This is a genomic window from Priestia sp. 10L35 (genome assembly GCF_056395685.1).
In genome coordinates this window covers 590,716-614,638 of record NZ_JBFTKA010000002.1, presented here as the reverse complement: position 1 = coordinate 614,638, position 23,923 = coordinate 590,716, and the positions used below count along the sequence as shown (strand labels likewise).

Below are 23,923 nucleotides of genomic sequence, written 5' to 3'. Positions count from 1 at the left end.
ATAAAAGGCTTATCCGCTGCTACTTGCATTAGGGATAAGCCTTTTTGTTTTATACTTAGTTCCAAACTTCGTCTAAAGTATCTCTAAACAATTGATCTAATTCATATGTAGGGTCATCTAATTCTACAGATAAAGTTCTGACGTATCTGTCTAAACGGTCAATTTCTAAGTTTGAAAATTCATTAATAACATTGATGCGTGGTTCTAAATCTAACTCATCACCACTAATTTTACGCTTTAACAGCTTGCTAACCTCTTCTTTTAATTCTCCTTCTAGTAACAGTTTCTCTAAGAGAATAGGGAATTCTAGTGGAGGAAATTCGTTATATTGCTCAATCCACTTAGCAGCTAGCACAGGTCTTAAAACATAAAAATATTTTTTGATTTTTACTTCGTCACCTTGTAAATACTCTCGAAAGTTATTTCTAGCCATATTTAAATAGTGGTATATACAAGAAGTAGGAATAAAGATGTTAGAATGTAGTTCTTTCATTTTATCAAATGTTGAATACGCCTTGTAATATACAATGTTTGATTGCATCCATTCTAGTAAGGGTGGGTTTGATTTTCTAAAAAGTTTTAATGTCTTGGTTAAGTCCCAGCCGCTAACATCTAATAGGTCATTAATAGGTAGCTCTATTACATCTCGCTTTTTACCTACACCCATTGGATCAATGCTTAAATATTTATTCCTCTTATGAATATAAATAAATCTAACATCATAATCGCTATCTTTAGATGGAAAGTCCCACGCTCTACTTCCAGATTCACAAGCGTATAATACTTTTACGTCGTAATCTTCTTCAATTTTCTTTAAAGCTGCAACGATTGTTTCTCTCATAACCCAACCTCATTTTCTTTTAATGCTTTCTATATACAAAAGCTATTACTATTTCTCCTATTATATTTCATAATGGATGGAAAATGGTAAATAAATAAAAGAAGCTTCCTTTAGGACTCTAAAAATCTACGAAAATAAAATATAGAGAGTAAAGAATTATATCACTCAAAAAGCACTACATCCAATCCGTTTCTGCGGTAACAGGTTAGAAGCGTATACAGTTCTGCACGGTGATGGTATAAATGAGACTGAATTTCAAGCAGCCACTCAAAACGTGTATACGTGCATCCCCAATAGGATGTCTGCAGTGAAAATAGCTTTTGTTCGTCAAAAGAAGAGTAAACTGCTTTTAGCTGATTGAAGCCCTCTACTAAAGCTGCTTTGAGTTCAAGTTTTGTATAAGCTGGATGCTGCAGATAAAAGTCATTCATTTTATCTGCAGAGTAGCCTAAGGAAATATAATAGTCTGCACTGCAAATGAGACATAAATGCTGAAGCAGCTCTTGAATAGACCGCTTGTGAGGGAGGGGACGATAAGCAAGCTCTTCTTCTGTAACGTCATTAATAATTGCGGTTAGGGAATGGATGTTAACGTTTATTTGATTAAACACCATCTTACAGTACGAATTCATGCATTCACATCCTTTTTATTCAAATAAATACCGCATTTTTTGATCGAGCCAGTACTCTGATTTTTCATTGTTATCGAGCTTAATATAGCAATCGACAATTTCATCATAAATGAATTCCTTTTCTTCTACTAAATCAATAAATTTAATGAGTAAAAATACGGCTTTTGAAACTTTTCCATTCTCACAAAGCCATTCTTTCATCCAGATTAATAAGTCAAGAAGAATAATCTCTATTTTTACTCGGATATCAAGGAACCAATCGTCATAAATCGTTGTTAAATAATGAGGAACTAATTGGTGCAGTCGCTGTTCAGCTTCCTTAAATTTCAACGCCGGATCAGACTGTTCGGTAATCCACTGAAGGTCAGTTAGTAAGTCTAATCCATCGCTCGACACATCGGCGTTTAAAGAAATGAGCTGCCTGTTAACAAGTAAAACTGGCTCTTCCTTTTCTGCGTTCAATAACTTTTTTAAATGAGACAAGTAGACGCGTAAATTCTTTTTGGCATTGCTTAAAGGTACATCAGGCCACAGCGCTTCGCATAGCTGTTCTCTGCTGATAGAATGATGAAAAATAAGATATAGTAAAATTTCTTGAGCAAAGCGCTTATTCCAGCCTTCTGTAATAAGCTGGCCATTTACATAGACGGAAAAAGAGTACAAAAAATCTACTTTAAGAGAGGGTGTATGTGAATGAAAATCTTTTTGTATATCTATAGCTGTGTCACTTTCCCAGTTCTTAAGTATTTTCATAGGATCATTCTTTAAAGAAGGTAATTGTTGTGTATTACTTTTAATAAAATCTATAACAATTTCTTTGAGTAAAGCTGTTTTTTCTTTTACTAGAAATGAAGAATGAGCGTTAGGTATGGTCATATGACTGTAGTTTTTTAAAAACATCGTTTTTGAAATCAGATACTGTGATGAAAGCAGCAAATCATGTTGGCCAGATAAAGTGAGTACAGGAAGTGAAATACTAGTCAACTCTTGAAATAGATTGTCTGTAATAGATAGTTTAAGAAAGCGGAAATATACCCCGGGATCCAATTTTTTTAGTCTTTCAATTACCTGTTGTATGTTTGTAGGTTCCAGACTCTCTAGTTTGCCTAATTCGAAAATTTTTTCTACCGGTATTTGGTTTTTACTTTCTTCGTTGTAACATCTCTTAATCTTTTGAAGGGTGCTATCTGAATAAAAAGGAAGAGACAATAGTATCAGTCCTTCAATAAGAAATTCATAGCGAGCAGCAAATTTAACAGCGATTTGTCCTCCAAATCCCACTCCAACTAAGTAACATTTTTTTATATGTAACGTATGTAATAAGTGGAAAAGATCTTCAATATGAGCCTCAAACGATATTTCCCCTGTAGCGGAGGCGCTGTTTCCTGTCTCTCTCAAATCGTATTGAATAACAGAATAATGTTGGGTTAATTCTGCAGTAATAGAATCAAAAAGCGTATGATCAGTGATAACAGAATGAATCATCACAATGGTGTCTGTCTGGTCAGTGAACGCGGGCGAATGAACTTCATAGTAAATTTTTTCTGTCGCCGTATGCAGAAAAGGCATAAAAACAATCCTCCTAGTGTCTAACTGTAGCGTTTGTGTAACGGTAAAATTATTATGATAAGAATAGACAAAAATTTCAAAAAAATAGGTGCTTTTTAGTAATTAAAAAATGTCTAATGTTCTAGTAATATCCATTATACTGTAAAACCATAGTGAGAAATAAGAGAGAATGCCCAAAAATAGAAAAAAGAAAACGTTATCAATTTCGAAAAAAGAAGAAAGGAGGAGAATTATGAATTTTAAAGACGAAAATACGTTAGACTTAGAATGGGTTATGCTCATAATGGAAGCAAAACAAACAGGTATAAGCATCGAGGAAGTTAGACAATTTTTACAAAGCATTAGTTCAAATGCTTAGCCGATACAATGATAAGGGAATAAATCGTTCCCAAGTATAGATAACCTTTATAACCAGTCTCAAGCTATCTTTACTAGATGCATAATCACCCTTTTTTAGATGTATAATCACCCCTTTATGGTAAGAACGTTTATTTATAATGCACGGTAAAGTGAAATTATGGTATTATTATCGATAAGTAAGCATTAGTAAGGGTGATTAAAATGACAATTGGCCAACGTATTCGAGATCTCAGAACGAAACAAGGAATATCGCTAACAGAACTTGCAAACCGAGCGGGTGTTGCTAAATCCTACATATCTTCAGTAGAAAGAGGAATTCAGCTCAACCCATCTATTCAATTTCTAAACAAAATTTCTACCTCATTGAACGTGAGTATTGATAGATTAATTCATGAGCCTATGGATAAATCTGAATCGTTGGATATTGATGATGAGTGGCTTGAGTTAGCAAAAGAAGCAGCGGAGTCAGGAATAAGCAAAGAGCAGTTTAAACAATTTCTTGAATTTCAAAAATGGCAGCGGGCAAAGCAAGATTAACTTCGCGGAATATACATAAAAGAGAACTTACATAGAATAACTGCTAAAAAATCATGATTACAAAAAAGAGATTCCATTTATCTATGGAATCTCTTTTTTAGGCTTAAGAAGAAATAAAATGGGACGAGAATTCTTTTTCTCGCTGAAACTGAATACGTTCAAGAGTTATTAATTTAGGCTTTCTTTTCTGTTCAAACTGTCTCAATGTTTCTGAAATCTCTTTGTTTTGATAAAAAACTTGATGCAGTAAGTCAGACAGTAAGTCAGCGTCTTTTAATGACTCGTTTAATCCAAAAGCGCCAGTGGGGGTCATCGTATGAGCAGCATCCCCTAATAATAACAGGTGATGCTTTGACCATACTTCGCTTATGCTGCTTTGCACAGAAAGAAGCGTAAAGTCTGACCACGACGTAATAAACCTTTCTATTGAAAGGTTTAAGCTAGGGAAAGCGTCTATTAAACGCTGAATAAACGGTCTAAATGATTGTTTCCGAAGAGCAGGATAGCTGCCTTTTTCAATATTCCATCCGATTTGAACAAAGCCTTTTGCTTGAGAAAAAAGCGCCACCTGCTGCTGCTTCACAAGTGCAAATTTAATAGAAGGCTCCCAATTGGCTGGTGCAGGAATTTTCGCCCAAAGCAAATCGTATCCATGATTATGAATATTGGTTTTTATGTGCGCAAGTTTGCGAACAGTTGAATATCGACCATCTGCTCCAATAATGATTTTACTTTCAACTATTATTTCACCTTGGCCTTTTTGCTGAGCTTTTATTCCAGTATATTGGCCTTTTTCATTCTGCATTAGTTCCGTTATTTTTGTGCCCAGCATAAGTTTGTAGGAGGGATGGATGCTTGCTTGGTTATTTATAGACTGAAGGAGATGCTGCTGTGGCACATGAATTCCTGCATGTCCAAGTTCAGATTCTATCGTTTTGAATATATGTCCATCCTTCCAGTATTCGACCCTAGACATTCGAAGGAGGCCTAAGCTTTCAATTTCTTCAAATATATGATGTTTCTTAAGAATCATTTCTCCATTTTCATTTAAATGTTCGCCTCGAAATTCTTTTCCAAGCGTATCAGATCTCTCTATCAGTATAGTTGATATATTTTGTTTAGCCAGTAGATAGGCCAGTAGAGCACCGCCTGGTCCGGCTCCTATTATACACACATCTGTTCGATAGTTCATTTTCTTCACCTTGTTTGTTATATGCAATTGAGTTACTTTTAGTAAGTATATTAACTTTTATAAATGTTAATGTCAACTTTTTTATAGCTTTTCTTCTATGAAATTCGCTCTTTGGACAAAACACAAATAAGGTTCTATATAATCAAAGTCAAAGATTAAGTTTTATGGTAAACTAAAATACACAAATTATTTTGAATAATTTGTATAAAAAGGTTAAATTTCAAAATTGTTGAGAAAAAGCACGGTTGGAAAGCTGCAGGATTTTTAGCAAGAAGAGTAGAGATCGTTTCTGAAAATTCTAGCAAACTCCAATTTCGACTGGAGGATGATTATGACAAAAGTAGAACATTATATTCAAACATTGGGTAACAGTGCAGATTTGCTAACAAAAAGGCAGACAAGCATTTACTTCGAAAAACTTTCAAACACCTTTCCTTTTTTAACAATCATGCAAATTAATTGGAGAAAAGTATTAATTAAAAAGTCCACCCGGCATATTGAAGAAATCAAAAAATGGCTTCAAGAGATGAATATAAAAGAACATCAGGTTGTTTTATTCTGGAAACGAGCAACTAAAGCTGTAAGCGTCGATTTAGCTCAGGCTTTACTGTTTTTTCAACAAACAGCTGATCTGACAGAAGAAGCATTTATTTACTGTCCGTCTGTTGACTATGTAATTGAGTATTTTAAAGACGGTAAAATGATGATTGGTTTAGCAGCACGTTAATTAAAAGGAAAAAAAGCTGAGAGAGGAGGCGAATTAGAACTTCTTCACTCAGCTTTTTATGCATATAAAATCTGAAAAATACGAAACATAACGTTATTTACAACATAAATTACCTTCTCTTTATAATTAGTGGGAAAAGTATTGACATTTTCCATAAAATAAATATAATTAACATTAATCATATTGTTAATTGTAAAAAGAGCGATCAGGAGAAATGATGAATGTCGAACAATAAAGCAATGACGAATCAAACGAAAAAAGAATACCCTAAACCCTATGGCTATACGTCAGATATTGCTGTATTTACGATTGTGACGGAAGAAAAAGAACCATACAAACCACCTAAAATGAGTTTGAAATTAATGCTTATCCAACGAGCAATGATGAATGCAGAGGGAGAAAAGAACAGCGAAGCAGGAAAGTGGGCGCTTCCCGGCGGATTTGTCCATCCTGATGAATCAGCTTTTGAAGCGGCCAAAAGAGAGCTCGAAGAAGAAACTGGCGTAAAGGATATTCATTTAAAACACTATGGTGTCTATGATGAGCCTGGCAGAGACGATAGAGGATGGGTCATTACAAACGCACATTATGCAATCGTCCCAGAAGATAGTCTAATAAAGCGAAAAGCGAATGATGATGCTGCTCGAGTTGAATTGTTTAAAATAGATGAAATCTTTTCATTGCCTTTAGCTTTTGATCATGAAATCATCATTCGAGATGCAATCAAGGAAATTAAGAAAGATTTATTGCAAACGACCATTGCCCAGAAATTTCTGCCTTCTCAGTTTACATACTCTGAGCTGCAGGCTGTGTTGCTTACCGTAACGGATGATGCAGCGATTAAAAGTGATCAGGCCTTTGCACGAAAAATAAGAATGCTGCCATTTATTGAAGAAGTAGACGGAAAAACAACGACGAGAACGTCTAAAAAACCAACAAAGCTCTACCGGTTTGTTGAAATGAATGTGATGAAGCCAATCTATACAGCACGCTATTAAAAGAAAAACTTTCAATTTAAATAATTAACAATATGTTAACTGTTAATTTTTACGTATGAGGGGGAAACATAATGAAAAAAGCACTGATTAACATCGATTATACAAATGATTTTGTAGCTGAAAACGGAGCTTTGACATGCGGAGAACCAGGGAGACAAATAGAAACATTCATAAGCGATATTACGCGTCAATTTATTGAGGAAAACGAGTATGTGGTGTTCGCCATTGATTTTCATAAAGAAAATGATTCCTTGCATCCAGAATCAGCGCTGTTTCCGCCTCATAATGTTGAAGGTTCTGCAGGAAGAGAGCTATACGGAAAGTTAAATGATTTATATAATGTGTATCGATCACAGGCAAATGTAGAATGGATGAATAAAACGAGATACAGCGCATTTGCTGGAACAGATCTGGAGATTAAACTTCGAGAAAGACAAATTACCGATGTCTACTTAGCAGGTGTATGTACGGATATTTGTGTACTTCATACAGCAGTAGATGCCTATAATAAAGGATTTGCTATTTATATTTATGAAAAAGCCGTAGCAAGCTTTAATCAAAAAGGCCATGAGTGGGCGCTTGAACATTTTAAATCTTGCCTCGGGGCAGAAATTATTTAAGGACATAAAAGTGGAGGAAATCAATGAATATGTTTACAGATGACAGCGTAATGCTACACACCGATTTATATCAAATTAATATGGGAGAAACGTACTGGGAAGATAATATTCATCAAAAGAAGGCTGTTTTTGAAGTTTTCTTCCGCAAACTTCCTTTTGGAAATGGCTATGCTGTTTTTGCTGGATTAGAAAGAATTATTGAATATATTAAAGCATTTAAATTTAGCGAATCAGATTTAACCTACTTGCATGAAGAATTAGGTTTTAAAGAAGATTATTTAGCTTACTTAAAAGATCTTACGTTTACTGGAACGATTCGATGTATGCGTGAAGGTGAGCTTGTATTTCATAATGAACCAATTTTACGTGTAGAAGCACCATTAATTGAAGCTCAGCTCGTAGAAACAGCTATTTTGAATATTGTGAATTACCAAACGCTGATTGCGACGAAAGCAGCTCGAATCAAACATGTAGTAGGAGATCAAGTGGCAATGGAATTTGGAACACGCCGCGCTCAAGAAATGGACGCTGCCATTTGGGGAACAAGAGCAGCCTATATTGGCGGATTTGGTGCTACTTCTAACGTGCGAGCAGGAAAGAAATTTGGAATTCCAGTTGCAGGAACGCATGCTCATGCCATGGTGCAGGCTTATAAAGACGAATATATTGCATTTCATAAATATGCTCGTCGCCATAAAAACTGCGTGTTTCTAGTTGATACGTACGATACGTTAAAATCAGGAGTTCCCAACGCCATTAAAGTAGCAAAAGAATTAGGCGATAAAATTAATTTTACAGCGATTCGCTTAGACAGCGGCGATTTAACATATTTGTCTAAAAAAGCTCGTCAAATGTTAGATGAAGCAGGGTTTACAGAGACAAAAATTGTTGCTTCCAACGATTTAGATGAAGATACGATTATGCATTTAAAGTCGCAAGGGGCACAAATAGACATGTGGGGGATTGGTACTAAGCTCATTACTGCATATGATCAGCCCGCGCTTGGTGCAGTGTATAAACTCGTTTCTATTGAAGGAGAAAATGGCGAGATGATGGATACGATTAAAATTAGCGCAAATCCTGAAAAAGTGAGTACACCAGGATTAAAGCGCGTATATCGTATTATTAATAATTTGAATGGGAAATCTGAAGGGGATTATATCACGATGGAAGACGAAGATCCTCAAAGCGAAGAACGTTTAAAAATGTTCCATCCTGTTCATACGTTTATCAGTAAATTCGTCACAAATTTTGAAGCAAAAGAACTCCATCATGATATCTTTGTAAACGGAGAGCTTGTGTATGAAACAGAAGAACTTCAGGAAATTCAGCAGTACGTAAAAGATAATTTAGAGCTGCTTTGGGATGAATATAAGCGCACGCGCAATCCTGAAGAATATCCAGTAGATTTAAGCGAAAAATGTTGGGAAAATAAAACGCGTCAAATTGCGTACGTAAAACAAAAAGTAGCAGAAGCCCTAAATAAAAAATAGTAGGGAGCTGGAGACATGTCAGATACGCTTGCTTATTTTCAACAGCTAAACCCTGATAAAAAAATAGATAAGCTTTTAGAAAAAGGAGCGAAAATTGGTATTTATGGTTCTTCTTTTGATCCGGTTACCAATGTTCATCTTTGGACGGCATCAACGGTTGCGCATCGAAAGAAGCTAGATGCTATTATCTTTTTGCCTTCATCGCACAAACGAACAGATAAAAAGCTCCAGACGTTGGATGAGCACCGTGTAAATATGGTTAGCTTAGCGATTAAAGATAACCCCAAATTTTTGCTCGATACGTATGAGCTAGACGTATTGCCGGGCTATCATTACACATACTACACTATGGAGCACTTTAAAAAATTGCTTCCACACGCTGATTTATTTTTTATTATGGGAGCCGACTTACTGCAAGATATTGGTGAAGGCAAGTGGAAGAAAGCAGATGAACTTATTAGTAAAAACCAGTTTATCATCATGGCAAGAGAGGGAATAGACATGTTGAAAGCTATTAGTCATTCTCCTTTGCTTCGAAATTATGACGACGGCCGGTTTCAGCTTCTTGATAAAGGGCTGGCGATGGAAATCAGCTCTACTTATATTCGTCAAGAATTTGCCCGGGGCGGAGAACCAAGATATTTAATGCCTGATCTCTGTTATTTTTATAGTAAAAAACATGGACTGTATCAGTAAGAAATCTACATATAATGGAAGGAGAGCATGTATCATGTCAGACATGCAAGAAAAAATAAGAAAAGAGCTACATGTGAAATCTGAAATTGATCCAGCACAAGAAATTCGTGCCCGCGTTGATTTTCTGAAAAGCTACCTAAAGTCAGCAAATGCAAAAGGCTTTGTATTAGGTATAAGCGGGGGGCAGGACTCTAGCTTAGCTGGACGATTAGCACAGATTGCTGTAGACGAATTGCGAAAAGAAGAATATGAAGCAAAATTTGTAGCCGTTCGCTTGCCCCATGGCACGCAGCATGATGAAGCGGATGCGAAGGCGTCACTAGAATTTATTAAACCTAATGAAACATATACGTTTAATATTAAAAACACGGTGGAAGCATTTGAAAGTTCGTTTACAGGTGCGACAGATATAGCGCTGTCTGATTTTCATAAAGGAAATGTCAAAGCACGTACGCGTATGATTGTACAGTATGCAATCGGAGGAGAAAACGGCCTTTTAGTTATCGGAACCGATCATGCAGCAGAAGCAGTAACAGGCTTTTTTACGAAATACGGAGATGGCGGAGCAGACGTGCTGCCTCTAACGGGACTAACAAAACGTCAAGGAAAAGCATTGCTAAAAGAATTAGGTGCAGATAAACGATTGTATGAAAAAGTACCAACAGCTGACTTGTTAGATAATAGTCCTGGTCAATCTGATGAAACGGAACTAGGAATTTCTTATGATGAACTAGACGATTATTTGGAAGGAAAAGAAGTATCACAAGAAGCCGCTGAAAAAATTGAACAGCGCTATCGTATTACGGAACATAAACGTCAGTTACCGGCTAGCATGTTTGATGAATGGTGGAAATGAGAGAAATGCCCATATTAGGTATACCTAATATGGGCATTATTTTGACTGATTTCTTTCATAAAACAAAAAAGAGGCGGAAAAAGTGTAATTTAACAAATTGTTTTCTCATACACACTTTGTTATTCTTACGCACTTTGGTATAATGAAGTGCTTTTAATATTATTGAGGAGGAACATTTTTTATGGCAGTTGAAGTAGGTAGCAAGGTACAAGGTAAAGTAACAGGTATTACTAATTTTGGAGCATTTGTAGAATTACCTGGAGGTCAAACTGGGCTTGTACATATTAGTGAGGTAGCTGACAGCTATGTAAAAGACATTAATGACCATCTTAAAGTTGGTCAAGAGATTGAAGTGAAAGTCGTTAATGAGAAAGACGGAAAAATTGGATTATCGATTAAAAAAGCAATAGATAAACCTGAAAGACCCTCATCTTCTTATTCACAACGCCCGCCACGTCAGGCAAGAAATAATGATAATCGTTCTAAAAGCAACTTCCAACCAAAGGAAAACTTCGAACAAAAAATGGCGCGTTTCTTAAAAGATAGTGAAGATAATTTATCTACACTAAAACGCAGCACTGAATCAAAACGAGGTGGCAGAGGCGGAAGACGCGGATAAATCCCTTCCACTTTAACTACTTTATTATATAGCTGAAGCAAGCCAATAAAAATTGGCTTGCTTCTTTTTTGTAATAGCTTAAGTACATGCGCTAGAAGAGTAAAGAGAAGGTTAGGTACTACTTGGTTGTAAAGTAGATGCCAATAGTGACAAGTGATGAGAGAAGATCAAGGATGAGTAGGATGAAATTTAAATCTATCATAATCATGCCTCCCTTTGTGCGAGCGTTGACGTTAGTATCTGCAAGATCTCATTTTATTATTCGTAATTTTTGAAAATTTCATTTAATTAAGTGCGATATTTTATATTAAATTAAACTATGTTCTAAATAATAAGTGATAAAATAAAAAAAGCTTATAAGAACAATTTTCTTAAAATAATAAAAAAACCTTATAAGTAAGCAAAGGAAAAGTAGGAATGAGTCCCTGATAAAAATAGCTAAATTAACAGAAATTCGTCAGTATTCTTGTATATTCATCTAATCTACTCATAATTTTAGGAATAAAAAAGTTACAGAAAGACGAGAAATAGACAAAATTCTTCATTTTTTGAGCATTAGTGCTTAATTTGCATAAATATATAAAATGATTCCATAGACTCAAGGATTTTATAGTAATATATAGAACTTCCATACTATTCTAGTTTTTAGCTCACTAGCTAAGTAAAAGATGCGTATGTTCTGGGGATGAAGGCATACATAGTAGCACGAAGTATAGAGAGAAATGGAGAGGGAAAACAAAATGAAAAAAGTATCAATTCGGTCTGTATTAAGTACAGTAGCATTTTCGGTTGCTTTATCTTCTTTTGCAATGGGAGCATCCGCCAACGGAAATTCAAAACCAGCGCTTGAACCGTCTTTAGTTAAAATTCAAGGAGACTATAACTTAAAGTCGGCTAAAAAAGTAAAAGTTATTGTGGAGTTAAATGAAGAGTCTGTAGCGGAAGCAAAGAAAAAAGGAGTAGCGCAAAGTAAAGGAAAGATTAAAAAAGCGCGTGACGAAGTGAAAAAAGAGCTTTCAAAAGCTTCTAAAACTTCAAAAGTAAAGCGTGAATATGACCAAGTGTTTTCCGGGTTTTCAGCGGAACTTCCGGCTAATGACCTTGAAAAAGTAGCAAGTTTGCCCGGAGTAAAAGCTATTTACCCAAGCGTTGAATATCATACAACAGAAGTGAAATCTAAAGAAGTGAGTGCGGAAGAATACGGTTCTGAAATGGATAAAAGCATTTACTATGTGGGAGCAGATCAAGCGTGGAAATCAGGGTATACAGGTAAAAATATGACCGTAGCCGTTATCGATACAGGCGTTGATTACGACCACCCGGATTTAAAGTCAGCGTTTGAGAAATATAAAGGATGGGATTTTGTAGATGATGACAAAGATCCTCAAGAAACGCCTGCTGGAGATCCAAAAGGCGAAGCAACAACGCACGGAACGCACGTAGCAGGAACAATTGCAGCGGACGGGAAAATTAAAGGGGTAGCTCCTGATGCTCATTTACTTGCTTATCGTGTACTAGGGCCAGGAGGAACAGGTACAACAGAAGACGTGATCGCCGGTATTGACCGTGCGGTAGAAGACGGAGCGGATGTAATGAACCTGTCGCTTGGAGATACGATTAATAATCCGGACTTGGCAACGAGTATTGCATTAGATTGGGCAATGGAAGAAGGAGTAGTTGCCGTTACGTCAAATGGAAACAGTGGACCAGCTAACTGGACAGTAGGGTCTCCGGGAACATCTCGTGAAGCTATTTCAGTTGGTGCAACTCAGCTTCCTTACAATTTGTATAAAACGACATTAACTGTGGATAACGCAAGCTATGCTTCAGCTGAAGTAATGGGCTTTCCAAATGACAAGGCATTACTAGATGCAAGTGGTAAAAAGTATGAATTTGTACCTGTCGGACTCGGAAAACCAGAAGACTTTGAAGGAAAGGATGTAAAAGGAAAAGTAGCGGTTATTTCTCGCGGCGACATTGCGTTTGTAGACAAAGTTGACAATGCGAAAAAAGCCGGTGCTGTGGCAACGGTGATTTACAACAACGTAGAAGGGACAATCCCTGATATTCCAGGCACATCTCTGCCAAGTATTCGCCTATCAAAAGCCGATGGACAAGCTTTGGCAGCTTCTTTAGCAAAAGGATCCGTTACGGGCTCTTTTACTGCAACATTTGATCAGACAGTTGATGAAACAATGGCTGACTTTTCATCTCGCGGACCGGTTGTTGATACATGGATGATTAAGCCGGACATTTCGGCACCTGGAGTCGATATCATCAGCACAGTGCCAACCAATGATCCAAGCAACCCTCATGGATATGGATCAAAGCAAGGAACAAGTATGGCAGCACCCCACGTAGCAGGAGCAGCAGCGTTAATTTTACAGGCGCATCCAAATTATAAAGTAGAAGATGTAAAAGCATCTTTAATGAATACAACGGAACTGCTTCGTGACCGCAACGGGCTGGTTTATCCTCATAATACGCAAGGTGCAGGAAGCATGCGCGTAGTAGATGCAATTAAAGCAAAAACGCTTATTACACCAGGAAGTCACTCGTACGGTGTCTTTTATAAAGATAAAGGGAAACAAGTAGAAAAACAAAGCTTTAAGATTAAAAATCTATCAAATCACAGTCAAAAATACTCGGTCAAAGTAAAATTTAAGAAAAGCCATCAGGCAATTGACGTTAAATCAACAAACGATTTAGTTGTTAATGCAGGAAAAACGCAAAAAGTAAACCTGAATGTAAAAGTAGATGCAGGGAAATTATCTCCTGGCTATTACGAAGGGACAATTACCGTAAGTAACAATAAAGAAACGTACGATGTTCCAACCATCTTATTTGTAAAAGAGCCGGATTATCCTCGCGTTACTTCTGCGTATGTAGATGTACTTGGAAATGGATCATTTGAATACGGCAGTTATTTACCAGGCGGAGCAGAGAAGCTTAGCTATTACATTTACGATGCAACGTTAGAAAAAGGGGAATTGTTAAGTTCGTATACGAATGTAGGAAAAGGATTCTCTAGCGCAACGTGGGACGGAAAGATTAATGGTGAAGCTCTTCCAGCGGGAACGTATTATTTATACGCAGAAGCAGCAAAAGCAGGTCAGACGACCGGTTCTTTAGGAGAATTCGAAATTAAATAAATAAAAAAAAGAGTGCCAGTCTAACTGACACTCTTTTTTTATTGAGCCGTATATCCACCATCGATTACAGCAGCTTGGCCGGTTACTCCTTTTGCTAAATCACTTGCTAAAAACATGGCATAATCTGCAATTTCATCGACAGCAAGCAAGCGCTTTTGAGGAACAAGAGGATAAATGACTTCTTCTAGTACTTTTTCAAGCGCTACATTTCGCGTACGTGCCAAATCTTTTAATTGATTTTGAACAAGCGGCGTATCAACATAACCAGGGCAAATCGCATTTACCGTAATGCCGTGCTCTGCACCTTCAAGAGCAGCCACTTTCGTTAAGCCAATTACGCCGTGCTTAGCGCTGTTGTACGCCGCTTTTCCTGAGAAACCAATCAAACCGTTAATGGAAGACATGTTCAAAATGCGGCCGAATTTTTGCTTTTTCATAATAGGAAACGCATGCTTAGTCGCAACAAAAGGTGCAACAAGCATAATTTTCGTTAAAAGTTCAAATTTTTCAGTAGGAAATTCTTCGAGAGGGGAAACAAATTGCATGCCAGCATTGTTAATTAATACATCAAGGCGGCCATATGTTTCAACCGTTTGAGCAATCATTTGTTCAATATCACTTTCCTTTGTCACATCTGCTTTAATGCCTAATGCTTCGTAGCCTTTTGTCTTCAATTTATCTGCTGCTTTCTTAACGCCATCTTCATTTAAGTCAGTTAAGACAACAGTCGCTCCGTCTTCAGCAAAGCGCTCACCAATTTGATAACCAATACCCTGAGCTGCACCTGTAATTAACACAATTTTGTTTTCAACCATCGTTTTTGCCCCCTTATATGTAGAAAATATAAAATCGCTTACTTTTCCATTTTATCAAAAATTATCTTAATTTAGCGAGTTTTTTAACTATACTTCACGCGAAAAGAATGGGTGTGGGAAGGGGTGTTTACTATCTTTACTTCCACATTGCTAACAGAAGCGAACGGTGAGGGACCTTTTTTTATTTCTTCAATAAATTTTTGGATGTTGCTTTCTTCACCTTCAGCATCAATTTCGACTTTTTGATCGTCTCGATTTCGTACCCATCCGTTAATGGAGCATTCCATTGCTTTTAGCTGCGTGTAGTGACGGAACCCAACTCCTTGAACGCGTCCGTCCACAATCATATGCACATGTTTTTTCACTGTTTTCACCTCACAGGCAATTTTCCCTTTTTTATAAAAAAGAAAACAACTACAATCTTACTTTTCACTGTATAATAGAAAAAGACATTGTAAGACTTTAACAGTTTTGATGTAGATTAAATAAGAAAGAAGGGTTATGAATGCAAGCAGCAGCACGAACGCAGCAAGCGCAGCCGGCGACGATTTATCGTATTTTATTTGCTATTAGTTTAGGACATTTTCTAAATGATTGTATGCAGTCCGTTATACCGGCACTTTTTCCTGTCCTTGAAAAATCGATGAATTTAAACTACACGCAAATCGGCTGGATTGCCTTTGCTTTAAACATGACATCATCGATTATGCAGCCGGTGTTCGGCGTATTTGCCGATAAGCGTCCCTCGCCATTTTTATTGCCAATTGCAATGTGTTTAAGCATGATTGGTATGGTTGGGCTCGCTTTAGCGCCAAATTTTTATTTTGTGATTATATCTGTCTTGTTTGTAGGATTTGGCTCAGCTATTTTTCACCCCGAAGGTTCTCGCGTAGCGTATATGGCAGCAGGAGGAAAACGGGGGCTGGCGCAGTCTATTTATCAAGTTGGCGGAAATACAGGACAGTCGATGGCTCCGCTATTTACGGCATTTATCTTTATCGGACTTGGTCAGTTTGGAACGATTTGGTTTACGTTAATTGCAGGTATCGGCGTAGTGGTTTTGTATAGCGTCTCTAAATGGTATAAATCGGAGTTAGCTACTCGTCAACGCTTAAAGAAAAAGCAGTCAGATGCTTCATTTACGATAAACAAGCAAATTATTTTTGCAGTTGGACTTTTAATTTTTCTAGTTTTTGCACGTTCATGGTACGGAGCAGGCATCCTTAATTTCTTTCAGTTTTATATCATTGAAAAATTTAATTTGCCTATCAAAAGCGCTCAGCTTTACGTTTTTTTATTTATGATTGCAGGGGTGTTTGGAACATTCTTTGGAGGTCCGCTTGCCGATCGTTTCGGAAAACGAAATATTTTATTGTTTTCTATGTTAGGTTCAGTACCGTTTACTTTATTACTGCCTCATGTTTCTCTAGGAGTGGCAGCACCTCTTTTAGTACTAATCGGCTTTATTCTTCAGTCAAGTTTCAGCGTCACGGTCGTCTATGCTCAGGAGCTGATGCCAGGAAAAATTGGCTTGGTTTCCGGCTTAATTGTAGGTCTTGCTTTTGGAATGGGAGCTTTAGGAGCTGTTGTATTCGGTAAATTAGCCGACGTCTTCAGCCTTCAGTTTATTATGCTGTTTTGCAGCTATCTTCCAATTCTAGGACTGTTAACATGGCTGTTACCGAGCGATAAGCGTGTGAAAGAAATGCACGAAGCAAAATAAGAAAAAGAAAAAGCAAACGCACCTTAGCGTTTGCTTTTTCTATGAGCGTGAAGCAAATTTCAAGACGAATTCATATTTTTCTCCTACAATAGAGACAATAGAAATTGAAAATCGAAAGGAAGAATCACCTATGATTAAGCTAAGCGTATTGGACCAGTCTCCTGTTTCAAGCGGATCAACACCAAAGGAAGCGTTAAAACGCACGGTAGAGCTGGCTAAATTAACGGAAGAGTTGGGCTACCACCGCTTTTGGGTAGCGGAACATCATAATACGAACGGTCTTGCAGGCTCATCTCCAACTCTTTTAATGACGCACTTGGCTTCTCAAACGAGCCGAATCCGAATTGGATCTGGAGGAGTTCTTCTTCCTCAATACAGTCCGTATAAAGTAGCAGAAGACGCTCAGCTGCTTGAAAATCTGTTTCCGAATCGAATTGACTTAGGTCTTGGACGGTCACCGGGAGGAGATGCGCTGACTCGGCTTGCGCTGACAGATGGAGTCCGTAAAAGCCTCAATGAATTCCCGCGGCAAATTCAAGCGTTAAAAGGACATCTTGAGCATAATTTGCCGTCGAATCATCCGTATTACGGTGTGACGGCTTATCCGCTGAGCGAAACAAAGCCGGAGCTGTGGCATCTTGGTATTAATAAAAGAGGAGCAAGATCAGCTGCTGAACTGGGCATCTCTTTTACGTTTGGACATTTCATTTACTCAGTTGGAGGACAAGAAGCCATTCGTCATTATAAACAAGAATTTATCGCTTCTTCGTATCAATCAACGCCTAAAACCAACGTATGCGTATTTGTAGTATGTGCAGAAACAACAGAAGAAGCTGAGGAACACGCTAAAACGTTAGATGATTGGCTGTTGAAAGTAGCTAAAGGCGGAGATACAACGGTTTCATCGATAGAGGAAGTGCGTAATCGTTCTTATTCAGAAGAAGAGCTCAAAAAAATAAGCACCAATCGTCCTCGTATGATCGTAGGAAATCCAGCTGAAGTAAAACAAGGATTAACTCAGCTGCAGCAAAAATACGATAACGACGAATTTTTAATTATTACAAATATCCATGATTATGAAGCAAAAAAGAAGTCTTATGAACTGCTTGCAGAGCTATTTCCTCAACCCTCATTTTTTTAAGAAAAAGATGGGGTTTGTGAGTAAGCTATTGATATGAGAGGAGGGGAAGAGTGGGTAATAGGCGTTTGCCCCATTTTTGCCCCACTAATTACTTAAATAACGATCTAGCTTAGTAATGTTTTCAGATTCATATTTTTTTGTAATATGAAGATATACATCAGCTGTCATTTTAATGTTAGTATGTCCCAGCCGATCGCTTACGAATTTAATGTCAGCTCCGCTCTCTAATAACATAATTGCATGAGTATGTCGTAAACCATGAGGGCTTATGTGATGCAGTTTAGCTTTGTTAGTAATAGCCTTCATAATGTTAAACCAATCGATAAGAATCTCTATTTCACCTCCTTTAAGTAACTTGTGTTTAACATTAGTTATTTTTATGTATATGGATAACCCCCATTGATGCTATAGAATATTTCAACTGAAGCAGGTTGAGCCATTAATACTTTCTTTATTGCGTATGATACCTCAGATTGTTTTACGTCTCTTTTAAGATTCGATATACTGACTTTTTCAGACTTTTCAGTGCTACTGTAAATAATCTTAGTTGCTCCGTTACTAAAAATTTTGATTGTATTCGTATCCTCACTTTGGTGTTTAAAAAAAGAAACGAACGTTTTTCTTCCTGCAGTTACATCTTTAAATCTCAAGTAAATCACCTCTATTAGGAATGTATGTTCTGTTTTAAGGTAAAGTTAATCCTTAATTTACTCGTGAAAGAGTAAGTTTAGAGGATAGTGGTTTAGAAGTTTAGCTTTTTAATAAAGCGCGGAATAAAGATTATACATCCTATTAATTAGATTCAGAGTTAAGCGGTAATTTTTCTATAATTAGCGGATCAAAGCCTATTAAGTAACCATCGTAAAAAGTGCAAACACCATATTTTTCTTTATACCAATCTAATGCTTCTTGTAAAAAATTTTCTGTTACATTTAAAAAAGAAGCAGTTTCATATCGGTTTGTACAATTATTACGAAAAGCTTCAATAAGACGAGACAAAAATAATATTTCGTTGTAGCCCCAGCGGCGAGCTAACTTTTCCTGCTTTCGGTTATAGTAGAATTATATCAACAAAACCATATGAGGAAATGGTGGAATTATATAAAAATAAGAATGTAAAGACAACTTTCTTAAAACTATCTCAGTACGGAAATTCTCCAATTATCATGGATTGTAAAATGTCGATTAGATTTAAAGTCCAGAACAATGATGATAGAGTACATAATTTAGACATGAACATACCTATAAAACTTTGATGAACGAACAGATGAAACGTGAAATAGACCATATAAAAAACGTGGAGTCCTATGTTGCAATGAATGACAAAGAGGAACAAAAAGAATTATTTAAACAGGAAATTACATCTGCTAAATGGACTTATCCTAATAAAATTGAAAAAGTAGTGTCTTAAGAAAAAGTATTCTAATAGTTGGATGTTTTTTTATTTTAATAAGTTCAACCTAAGTTAATCGTTAAAGGTTAATTTAGGTTGAACTTATTTATTATGATGAAATGACGACAAATTGTTTACTTAAGTAACATAAATAAAAAAAGAACAGTAAGTGTTGTATTACTTGCTGTTCAATATCACCAAAACAATTGACCATCAGGTGAAAATGATGATGTGATGAAGGCGTTAAAAGTGTGGGGTATATAAATATGTAGCAATTATGATATTGTTACTCTTTAATCTAATACGTTATCTAATAAATATAAGTAATAAATTTTTGGTAATTTCATTATTTTTTTGGTGGAATAGGTATATGTCTATGCCTTATTACTGATTTTACATAGTCTAGACTGTAACCTATTTGAAGGAGAGATAATATGGATAACATAAGACAAGGTTTAGATAGACATGGAGGCATGGGCGGATTCCCTGGTATGGGCGGATTCCCTCGAGTGGGCTAAAAGTTATAGTTGTTTCACAATAACTAAAAATATAAGCGAACTCCCTTATTGTATCAAGGGGCTCGCTTGTATCATAAGGATAATATTGTTGCTTTTATGAGCACTAACTACTTAAAATAGTCTATAAAAGTATACCTTTAAAAACGGTTGATCTCTGTCTAAAACTTATGACTTTCTGAACGATATAAATTAAAGAGTTCTAATTATATTCGTCAGTATATTTTTTATTTTAGCTAATAAAAAATAAGCGCCAATTAGGTGCTTATCGAATATGAATTATAGTTTGTTTAGTAAGTTGTTGGCCAGGCATTAGTTCTAGGGCCTATGCTACATCTTTTAATTCTGGGCTATTAGGTAAATCGTAAGAACCTATAGATTCAAAATGTTGAAGTTGTTCTTCTGTTAAAAGGTTAAGTAGAATGCACACATCTACAACTGCTCTAATAATAGTTATACCGAGCTTTTTTGCTAAATACGGTCTATGATTATCACCAGCACCAACGTAAAATTCACCGTTAGGAAATAATGTTAGGTTAATATCAACATGAGATGAACCGGTTGTTACATATCAGTGAGTTTCAATTGATTTAAGAAGACGATTTAACTTTTCTTCAGACAAAACATTGTCATGAGTCAAGCCTTTTATTCTTGAAACTGGCACCAACACTGAGCCAACATGATGAATTAAGTAGGTTCTACCATAATTAGTTAAATAACCCTTCGTCATTTTACTCAAGCATATGATACACACTAATAAGAAAGCCTTCATACCTTAATGAAGGCTCTTGTTTACGAGTTGTATCAACACCTTTAAGACAAAGTAGGTGATCACATGTTCTATTCTAATTTCTACACTCCTTTCCCATACACTTTCTACCCTTATTTTATGCCTTCTTTTGGACGTCCAACTGGATATGTACTGAATGCTAGTGGGGAAGTTGACAGTTGGTGGGGGAATTATCCACTGGGTAAGCCAGCTAAAGCGCCAAAGTTTTTGAGTGGGGGCCAAGCGCCTATTTCAGGACCTGCCATACCTTTCAGATTAAGGGGTTTCTATTAAAGTAATAAGCATAAGGATGCTGATTCATCAGTGTCCCTTTTTATTAAAAACAGGTGATTTGTCATTCTTTGTCGAACTAGTAGGTGAAGAGGTGATACACATATGCTTAAATTTAAAGTTGTTTTTGAATTTATAAACGGCAGGACAAAGGAATTAAAATTTGAAGCCACATCAAAGAAAGAAGTCATTAGTCATATAACAAAACATGAAAAATTTGTTTCGAATGAAAAAGAGCTAGTGCATATCAATTTAAATAATGTGGTGCAGTTTATGGTTACAGAAGAAAAAAATAATAAGGTAAGAATAAATAACTTTTTGTCGAATAGAATAGACAAAAGGTGGTAATAGATATGGTCGATAAAAATTGGATTAATGCTTATGTTTCTAAAATTTCAGGAAAACATTTCGAACTGTTACTGGTTCAAGATATTATTGATTCTTTCGTTGAGATGTTAAATGTAAAGCTAAATGATAATCAACAGTTTAAAGCCAATTTTAATAAAGAAAAAAATGAAATTTCATTTCCAGACTGTTTAGTTTCATTTAAAATTCAAGGACCTACATTGAGTTTGAGGAAAGTTTTAAAATCTAACTATCAAGTTGCTGGAGGAATTAAAATTTTTGATATAGGTTTGGCTTATCATTTAAAATCTGGTGCAGATTTGATTGAAGAGGTTGAAACTATATCTGAAGCATTAGATAGGGCGCTAAGTTATTTACTTTTAGAGCTGAAATAAAAGTGAATATTTTTATAAGTTGAGGTCACTCACAGTGGGTGGCTTTTTATTATGTCTATAATATGTAAGTTGAATATGTGTTAAATAATAAATAAAAAAGAAAAGGTGGCAATGCTAAAGATGAGGGATCATAAGTATACGTCAATCTATGCATCTAATATTATTAACGAGAAGCTAGATGATATTAAAATAATATTTAAGATTGTTGATGTGTACATTAGACATCAGTATTCTCTCATGGTTATGCTGATGTAGTAAGCTCATCGGCTTAGTTATGGTTTATAGTGCTAGTATGGTAAAGCGGTTAGTCGCTATGGTGTAGAAGGTGATTATTTTTATCAAAGCCAAAATAGAGCCTTTTTTTTATGTAAGCTATATTGATTTAATGTGAAATATTGCTAAGTTAATTTAATAATATGGTAGTTTATTTTTGTATCCCTTATATTCTTACATACCATTTAGATTTTAAAGTCAAGAGTTATTTCCTTTTAAGTAGTTGTAAAGAAATATATATTATCCATTTTTATTTATAATTAATATTGCCTTTCTTTTATAAGAGTAAACAAACATGTATTTTATTAAATGCCTGTGTAAAGAGAATACGTAGATTTTTATAATTCCAAGCCGTATATGTCCCAATGACTACAAGAGAAGAGGGCAAAAAGATATGCACCATTTTTGCCCCACATAATTTAATTTATAATGATATATTTTGAAAATCAGAACCTAATGAAAGTGAATACAACGGCTCTTCAATAGCTTAATGACATACTATGAATCCCGCTTGTTTTTTTTAGAAAAAGATGAGTTTTTTTACAGAATTAAATGTTAGAATATTTAAAAAGGAGGAGTGACATGCACGTAGATAAAAAAAGTGTAAGCAACCAAACAAGCACGATTACCTATACACATATTAAAACGGAAGGGTCTAGTAGCATTTGTTTTATGTTTTCAGGCCTGGGCTATACATACGAAAAGCCGTTATTGTATTATGTAACGATGCTGATGCTAAAACACGAAATTGACGTGGTTCAGATTCACTATACATATCCAAAAGAGATGATGACAAAATCTACAGATGAGATTGCAGACGTTATGATGAAAGACATTAATCTCGTGCTGCAAGACGTTTTATCTCACAACGACTATAAAAATATCATATTTGCAGGAAAATCGATTGGCACAATTCCGCTGATTCAGCGAATCATGAAAGATGCAGCCTATAAAGATGGAGTGATGCTTTTACTGACCCCGCTTTTAACAAGAACAGAACTGTTTGAAAGTTTACTAGAAAGCACTCATAAAGGTCTTATTGTAATAGGAACTCGTGATCACTATTACAATAAATCAGTTTATCAATTAAAAACAAAAAAGATGCATATTGAAGTCATCGAAAATGCCGATCATTCATTGGATGTTTTTTATTCTCCACCCGACTCGTTAAAGGCGTTACAAACCGTTATGAGTCGTATAGAAATGATTTTGTGAGGTAAGAAAAAAGAGAAAGGGGCACAAAATGGATACGCTACGTGAAATTATTTGCGAAAAAAGAGCCTACAGCTATTCACCTCATACTCATAATCATAACTACAGTCAGCTTTTGTTTCCGCTAGCAGGTGCTCTTGATATTCAAGCAAGTGAGCAGCACTTAACGCTACAAGAAGGATGCTTTTACATTCCGCCTCGTCAGCTTCATACGTATCAAGCTAAAAATACAAATGAATGTTTAGTTGTTGATATTCCGTTGAAATTTACAGAAAGTGCGCATCTTTCTCAACAAGCCGCTTTTATTCAATGGGATTCAACATGGAAAGCAATTCGCTACCTTTTACTTGATGGGCTTCAAAAAAGCGCTGACAGAGGGGCGCTTGAAGATTTAGTCCGTTACATTCAGCATTATTTGCCAAAGAAACAAACGTTTAAATCCATTGATTATCTTCATGCTAACTTTAATCAAGAGCTAAACATAGAAAGTCTTGCTAAGCTGGAAAATTATCATCCTGCCTATTTTTCTGCTTGGTTTAAACAAAAAACGGGTTATTCACCTCAAAGTTATGTAGCACTTATACGTTTAAATAAAGCAAAAGAACTGTTAAAAGAGACGGGCTACTCGATAACGTATATTGCGCACGAAGTCGGCTATTACACCTTGTCTTCATTCACTAAATGGTTTGCAAAACAAGAAGGAGTCTCACCCACGCAATATCGAAGTATCTTAAAAACAGACAAATAATATCATAAAAG

General features: G+C 36.0%; 26 protein-coding genes. 17 read left to right on the top strand and 9 right to left on the bottom strand.

The window, feature by feature from the left end; genetic code table 11:
• Positions 1–55 precede the first annotated feature (55 nt).
• The 3 genes from AC1DEF_RS09085 to AC1DEF_RS09075 all read right to left on the bottom strand — a co-directional run bounded on the left by AC1DEF_RS09085 (position 56) and on the right by AC1DEF_RS09075 (position 3,042).
• The gene (locus AC1DEF_RS09085) at positions 56–841 is read right to left on the bottom strand and encodes a nucleotidyltransferase domain-containing protein (protein ID WP_097823520.1); all 786 of its coding nucleotides are present in this window, start codon (positions 839–841) and stop codon (positions 56–58) included.
• A 161-nt stretch (positions 842–1,002) separates the two neighbouring features.
• Positions 1,003–1,473 carry a DinB family protein gene (locus AC1DEF_RS09080; protein WP_097823519.1) on the bottom strand — a complete coding sequence of 157 codons (471 nt, stop codon included), beginning with the start codon at positions 1,471–1,473 and terminating at the stop codon, positions 1,003–1,005.
• A gap of 15 nt (positions 1,474–1,488) precedes the next feature.
• Positions 1,489–3,042, bottom strand: a complete 1,554-nt coding sequence (locus AC1DEF_RS09075) for an alpha/beta hydrolase (protein WP_097823518.1) — start codon at positions 3,040–3,042, stop codon at positions 1,489–1,491.
• A 232-nt stretch (positions 3,043–3,274) separates the two neighbouring features.
• Between AC1DEF_RS09075 and AC1DEF_RS09070 the strand changes: the two genes are divergently transcribed.
• Entirely contained in the window at positions 3,275–3,400 is a 126-nt protein-coding gene (locus AC1DEF_RS09070) for an anti-repressor SinI family protein (RefSeq protein WP_013083022.1), read from the top strand.
• 203 nt (positions 3,401–3,603) lie between these two features.
• On the top strand, positions 3,604–3,939 hold the full coding sequence (locus AC1DEF_RS09065) for a helix-turn-helix domain-containing protein (protein ID WP_013056901.1): 336 nt from the start codon (positions 3,604–3,606) through the stop codon (positions 3,937–3,939).
• Between the two features lie 103 nt (positions 3,940–4,042).
• Here AC1DEF_RS09065 and AC1DEF_RS09060 read toward each other — a convergent pair whose 3' ends face one another.
• Entirely contained in the window at positions 4,043–5,131 is a 1,089-nt protein-coding gene (locus AC1DEF_RS09060; protein ID WP_097823517.1) for an FAD-dependent monooxygenase, read from the bottom strand.
• A gap of 331 nt (positions 5,132–5,462) precedes the next feature.
• On the opposite strand from AC1DEF_RS09060, the gene AC1DEF_RS09055 reads away from it, so the two are divergent.
• From AC1DEF_RS09055 to AC1DEF_RS09020, 8 genes are all read left to right on the top strand, one after another.
• Positions 5,463–5,858, top strand: a complete 396-nt coding sequence (locus AC1DEF_RS09055) for a CDI toxin immunity protein (protein ID WP_013056903.1) — start codon at positions 5,463–5,465, stop codon at positions 5,856–5,858.
• A 221-nt stretch (positions 5,859–6,079) separates the two neighbouring features.
• Positions 6,080–6,856, top strand: coding sequence for an NUDIX domain-containing protein (locus AC1DEF_RS09050; RefSeq protein ID WP_097823516.1), 777 nt, complete (start codon positions 6,080–6,082; stop codon positions 6,854–6,856).
• 71 nt (positions 6,857–6,927) lie between these two features.
• Complete coding sequence (locus tag AC1DEF_RS09045; RefSeq protein ID WP_097823515.1) at positions 6,928–7,476, top strand: cysteine hydrolase family protein; 549 nt, start codon at positions 6,928–6,930, stop codon at positions 7,474–7,476.
• A 23-nt stretch (positions 7,477–7,499) separates the two neighbouring features.
• On the top strand, positions 7,500–8,969 hold the full coding sequence (locus AC1DEF_RS09040) for a nicotinate phosphoribosyltransferase (RefSeq protein WP_016763992.1): 1,470 nt from the start codon (positions 7,500–7,502) through the stop codon (positions 8,967–8,969).
• A 15-nt stretch (positions 8,970–8,984) separates the two neighbouring features.
• Positions 8,985–9,665, top strand: coding sequence for a nicotinate (nicotinamide) nucleotide adenylyltransferase (nadD, locus tag AC1DEF_RS09035; protein WP_025752246.1), 681 nt, complete (start codon positions 8,985–8,987; stop codon positions 9,663–9,665).
• Between the two features lie 34 nt (positions 9,666–9,699).
• Entirely contained in the window at positions 9,700–10,521 is an 822-nt protein-coding gene (gene nadE / locus AC1DEF_RS09030; RefSeq protein WP_013083029.1) for an ammonia-dependent NAD(+) synthetase, read from the top strand.
• Between the two features lie 181 nt (positions 10,522–10,702).
• Complete coding sequence (locus AC1DEF_RS09025; protein WP_013056909.1) at positions 10,703–11,140, top strand: S1 domain-containing RNA-binding protein; 438 nt, start codon at positions 10,703–10,705, stop codon at positions 11,138–11,140.
• Positions 11,141–11,880: 740 nt separating this feature from the next.
• Positions 11,881–14,292 (top strand): S8 family serine peptidase, encoded by a 2,412-nt coding sequence (locus tag AC1DEF_RS09020; RefSeq protein ID WP_097823514.1) that lies wholly within the window; start codon positions 11,881–11,883, stop codon positions 14,290–14,292.
• A gap of 38 nt (positions 14,293–14,330) precedes the next feature.
• Here AC1DEF_RS09020 and AC1DEF_RS09015 read toward each other — a convergent pair whose 3' ends face one another.
• Both AC1DEF_RS09015 and AC1DEF_RS09010 read right to left on the bottom strand, forming a co-directional pair.
• A complete protein-coding gene (locus tag AC1DEF_RS09015; protein WP_025752250.1) occupies positions 14,331–15,107 on the bottom strand; it encodes a 3-hydroxybutyrate dehydrogenase in 777 nt (258 codons plus the stop codon).
• An 83-nt stretch (positions 15,108–15,190) separates the two neighbouring features.
• Positions 15,191–15,472 carry an acylphosphatase gene (locus AC1DEF_RS09010; protein WP_028408645.1) on the bottom strand — a complete coding sequence of 94 codons (282 nt, stop codon included), beginning with the start codon at positions 15,470–15,472 and terminating at the stop codon, positions 15,191–15,193.
• Positions 15,473–15,612: 140 nt separating this feature from the next.
• On the opposite strand from AC1DEF_RS09010, the gene AC1DEF_RS09005 reads away from it, so the two are divergent.
• Together AC1DEF_RS09005 and AC1DEF_RS09000 are read left to right on the top strand one after the other, a co-directional pair.
• On the top strand, positions 15,613–16,830 hold the full coding sequence (locus AC1DEF_RS09005; RefSeq protein WP_097823513.1) for an MFS transporter: 1,218 nt from the start codon (positions 15,613–15,615) through the stop codon (positions 16,828–16,830).
• Positions 16,831–16,960: 130 nt separating this feature from the next.
• Complete coding sequence (locus AC1DEF_RS09000; protein ID WP_097823512.1) at positions 16,961–17,971, top strand: LLM class flavin-dependent oxidoreductase; 1,011 nt, start codon at positions 16,961–16,963, stop codon at positions 17,969–17,971.
• 84 nt (positions 17,972–18,055) lie between these two features.
• On the opposite strand, the gene AC1DEF_RS08995 is transcribed toward AC1DEF_RS09000, so the two are convergent.
• The 3 genes from AC1DEF_RS08995 to AC1DEF_RS08985 all read right to left on the bottom strand — a co-directional run bounded on the left by AC1DEF_RS08995 (position 18,056) and on the right by AC1DEF_RS08985 (position 18,970).
• Positions 18,056–18,277 (bottom strand): tyrosine-type recombinase/integrase, encoded by a 222-nt coding sequence (locus AC1DEF_RS08995; RefSeq protein WP_097823511.1) that lies wholly within the window; start codon positions 18,275–18,277, stop codon positions 18,056–18,058.
• Positions 18,278–18,348: 71 nt separating this feature from the next.
• Complete coding sequence (locus AC1DEF_RS08990; protein WP_176521228.1) at positions 18,349–18,621, bottom strand: DUF1827 family protein; 273 nt, start codon at positions 18,619–18,621, stop codon at positions 18,349–18,351.
• A 142-nt stretch (positions 18,622–18,763) separates the two neighbouring features.
• A complete protein-coding gene (locus AC1DEF_RS08985; RefSeq protein ID WP_097823509.1) occupies positions 18,764–18,970 on the bottom strand; it encodes a hypothetical protein in 207 nt (68 codons plus the stop codon).
• A 253-nt stretch (positions 18,971–19,223) separates the two neighbouring features.
• Here AC1DEF_RS08985 and AC1DEF_RS08980 point away from each other — a divergent pair, with 253 nt between their 5' ends.
• From AC1DEF_RS08980 to AC1DEF_RS08960, 5 genes are all read left to right on the top strand, one after another.
• Positions 19,224–19,382, top strand: a complete 159-nt coding sequence (locus AC1DEF_RS08980) for a hypothetical protein (RefSeq protein ID WP_477727348.1) — start codon at positions 19,224–19,226, stop codon at positions 19,380–19,382.
• A gap of 1,662 nt (positions 19,383–21,044) precedes the next feature.
• The gene (locus tag AC1DEF_RS08975; RefSeq protein ID WP_097823507.1) at positions 21,045–21,287 is read left to right on the top strand and encodes a hypothetical protein; all 243 of its coding nucleotides are present in this window, start codon (positions 21,045–21,047) and stop codon (positions 21,285–21,287) included.
• A 5-nt stretch (positions 21,288–21,292) separates the two neighbouring features.
• Entirely contained in the window at positions 21,293–21,679 is a 387-nt protein-coding gene (locus AC1DEF_RS08970) for a hypothetical protein (RefSeq protein ID WP_097823506.1), read from the top strand.
• A gap of 855 nt (positions 21,680–22,534) precedes the next feature.
• Entirely contained in the window at positions 22,535–23,167 is a 633-nt protein-coding gene (locus tag AC1DEF_RS08965) for an alpha/beta family hydrolase (protein ID WP_097823505.1), read from the top strand.
• Positions 23,168–23,195: 28 nt separating this feature from the next.
• Positions 23,196–23,912: a helix-turn-helix transcriptional regulator gene (locus AC1DEF_RS08960; RefSeq protein ID WP_097823504.1), complete on the top strand. Its 717-nt coding sequence runs from the start codon at positions 23,196–23,198 to the stop codon at positions 23,910–23,912.
• Positions 23,913–23,923: the final 11 nt, after the last annotated feature.

Coding starts and splice junctions, on each gene's coding strand:
- AC1DEF_RS08970 (WP_097823506.1), top strand. CDS start 21,293: ATGGTCGATAAAAATTGGATTAATGCTTATGTTTCTAAAATTTCAGGA.
- AC1DEF_RS09060 (WP_097823517.1), bottom strand. CDS start 5,131: ATGAACTATCGAACAGATGTGTGTATAATAGGAGCCGGACCAGGCGGT.
- nadD (WP_025752246.1), top strand. CDS start 8,985: ATGTCAGATACGCTTGCTTATTTTCAACAGCTAAACCCTGATAAAAAA.
- nadE (WP_013083029.1), top strand. CDS start 9,700: ATGTCAGACATGCAAGAAAAAATAAGAAAAGAGCTACATGTGAAATCT.
- AC1DEF_RS09050 (WP_097823516.1), top strand. CDS start 6,080: ATGTCGAACAATAAAGCAATGACGAATCAAACGAAAAAAGAATACCCT.
- AC1DEF_RS09015 (WP_025752250.1), bottom strand. CDS start 15,107: ATGGTTGAAAACAAAATTGTGTTAATTACAGGTGCAGCTCAGGGTATT.
- AC1DEF_RS08995 (WP_097823511.1), bottom strand. CDS start 18,277: ATGAAGGCTATTACTAACAAAGCTAAACTGCATCACATAAGCCCTCAT.
- AC1DEF_RS09020 (WP_097823514.1), top strand. CDS start 11,881: ATGAAAAAAGTATCAATTCGGTCTGTATTAAGTACAGTAGCATTTTCG.
- AC1DEF_RS09055 (WP_013056903.1), top strand. CDS start 5,463: ATGACAAAAGTAGAACATTATATTCAAACATTGGGTAACAGTGCAGAT.
- AC1DEF_RS09005 (WP_097823513.1), top strand. CDS start 15,613: ATGCAAGCAGCAGCACGAACGCAGCAAGCGCAGCCGGCGACGATTTAT.
- AC1DEF_RS09070 (WP_013083022.1), top strand. CDS start 3,275: ATGAATTTTAAAGACGAAAATACGTTAGACTTAGAATGGGTTATGCTC.
- AC1DEF_RS09025 (WP_013056909.1), top strand. CDS start 10,703: ATGGCAGTTGAAGTAGGTAGCAAGGTACAAGGTAAAGTAACAGGTATT.
- AC1DEF_RS09080 (WP_097823519.1), bottom strand. CDS start 1,473: ATGAATTCGTACTGTAAGATGGTGTTTAATCAAATAAACGTTAACATC.
- AC1DEF_RS09045 (WP_097823515.1), top strand. CDS start 6,928: ATGAAAAAAGCACTGATTAACATCGATTATACAAATGATTTTGTAGCT.
- AC1DEF_RS09075 (WP_097823518.1), bottom strand. CDS start 3,042: ATGCCTTTTCTGCATACGGCGACAGAAAAAATTTACTATGAAGTTCAT.
- AC1DEF_RS09000 (WP_097823512.1), top strand. CDS start 16,961: ATGATTAAGCTAAGCGTATTGGACCAGTCTCCTGTTTCAAGCGGATCA.
- AC1DEF_RS09065 (WP_013056901.1), top strand. CDS start 3,604: ATGACAATTGGCCAACGTATTCGAGATCTCAGAACGAAACAAGGAATA.
- AC1DEF_RS08965 (WP_097823505.1), top strand. CDS start 22,535: ATGCACGTAGATAAAAAAAGTGTAAGCAACCAAACAAGCACGATTACC.
- AC1DEF_RS09085 (WP_097823520.1), bottom strand. CDS start 841: ATGAGAGAAACAATCGTTGCAGCTTTAAAGAAAATTGAAGAAGATTAC.
- AC1DEF_RS09040 (WP_016763992.1), top strand. CDS start 7,500: ATGAATATGTTTACAGATGACAGCGTAATGCTACACACCGATTTATAT.
- AC1DEF_RS08975 (WP_097823507.1), top strand. CDS start 21,045: ATGCTTAAATTTAAAGTTGTTTTTGAATTTATAAACGGCAGGACAAAG.
- AC1DEF_RS08960 (WP_097823504.1), top strand. CDS start 23,196: ATGGATACGCTACGTGAAATTATTTGCGAAAAAAGAGCCTACAGCTAT.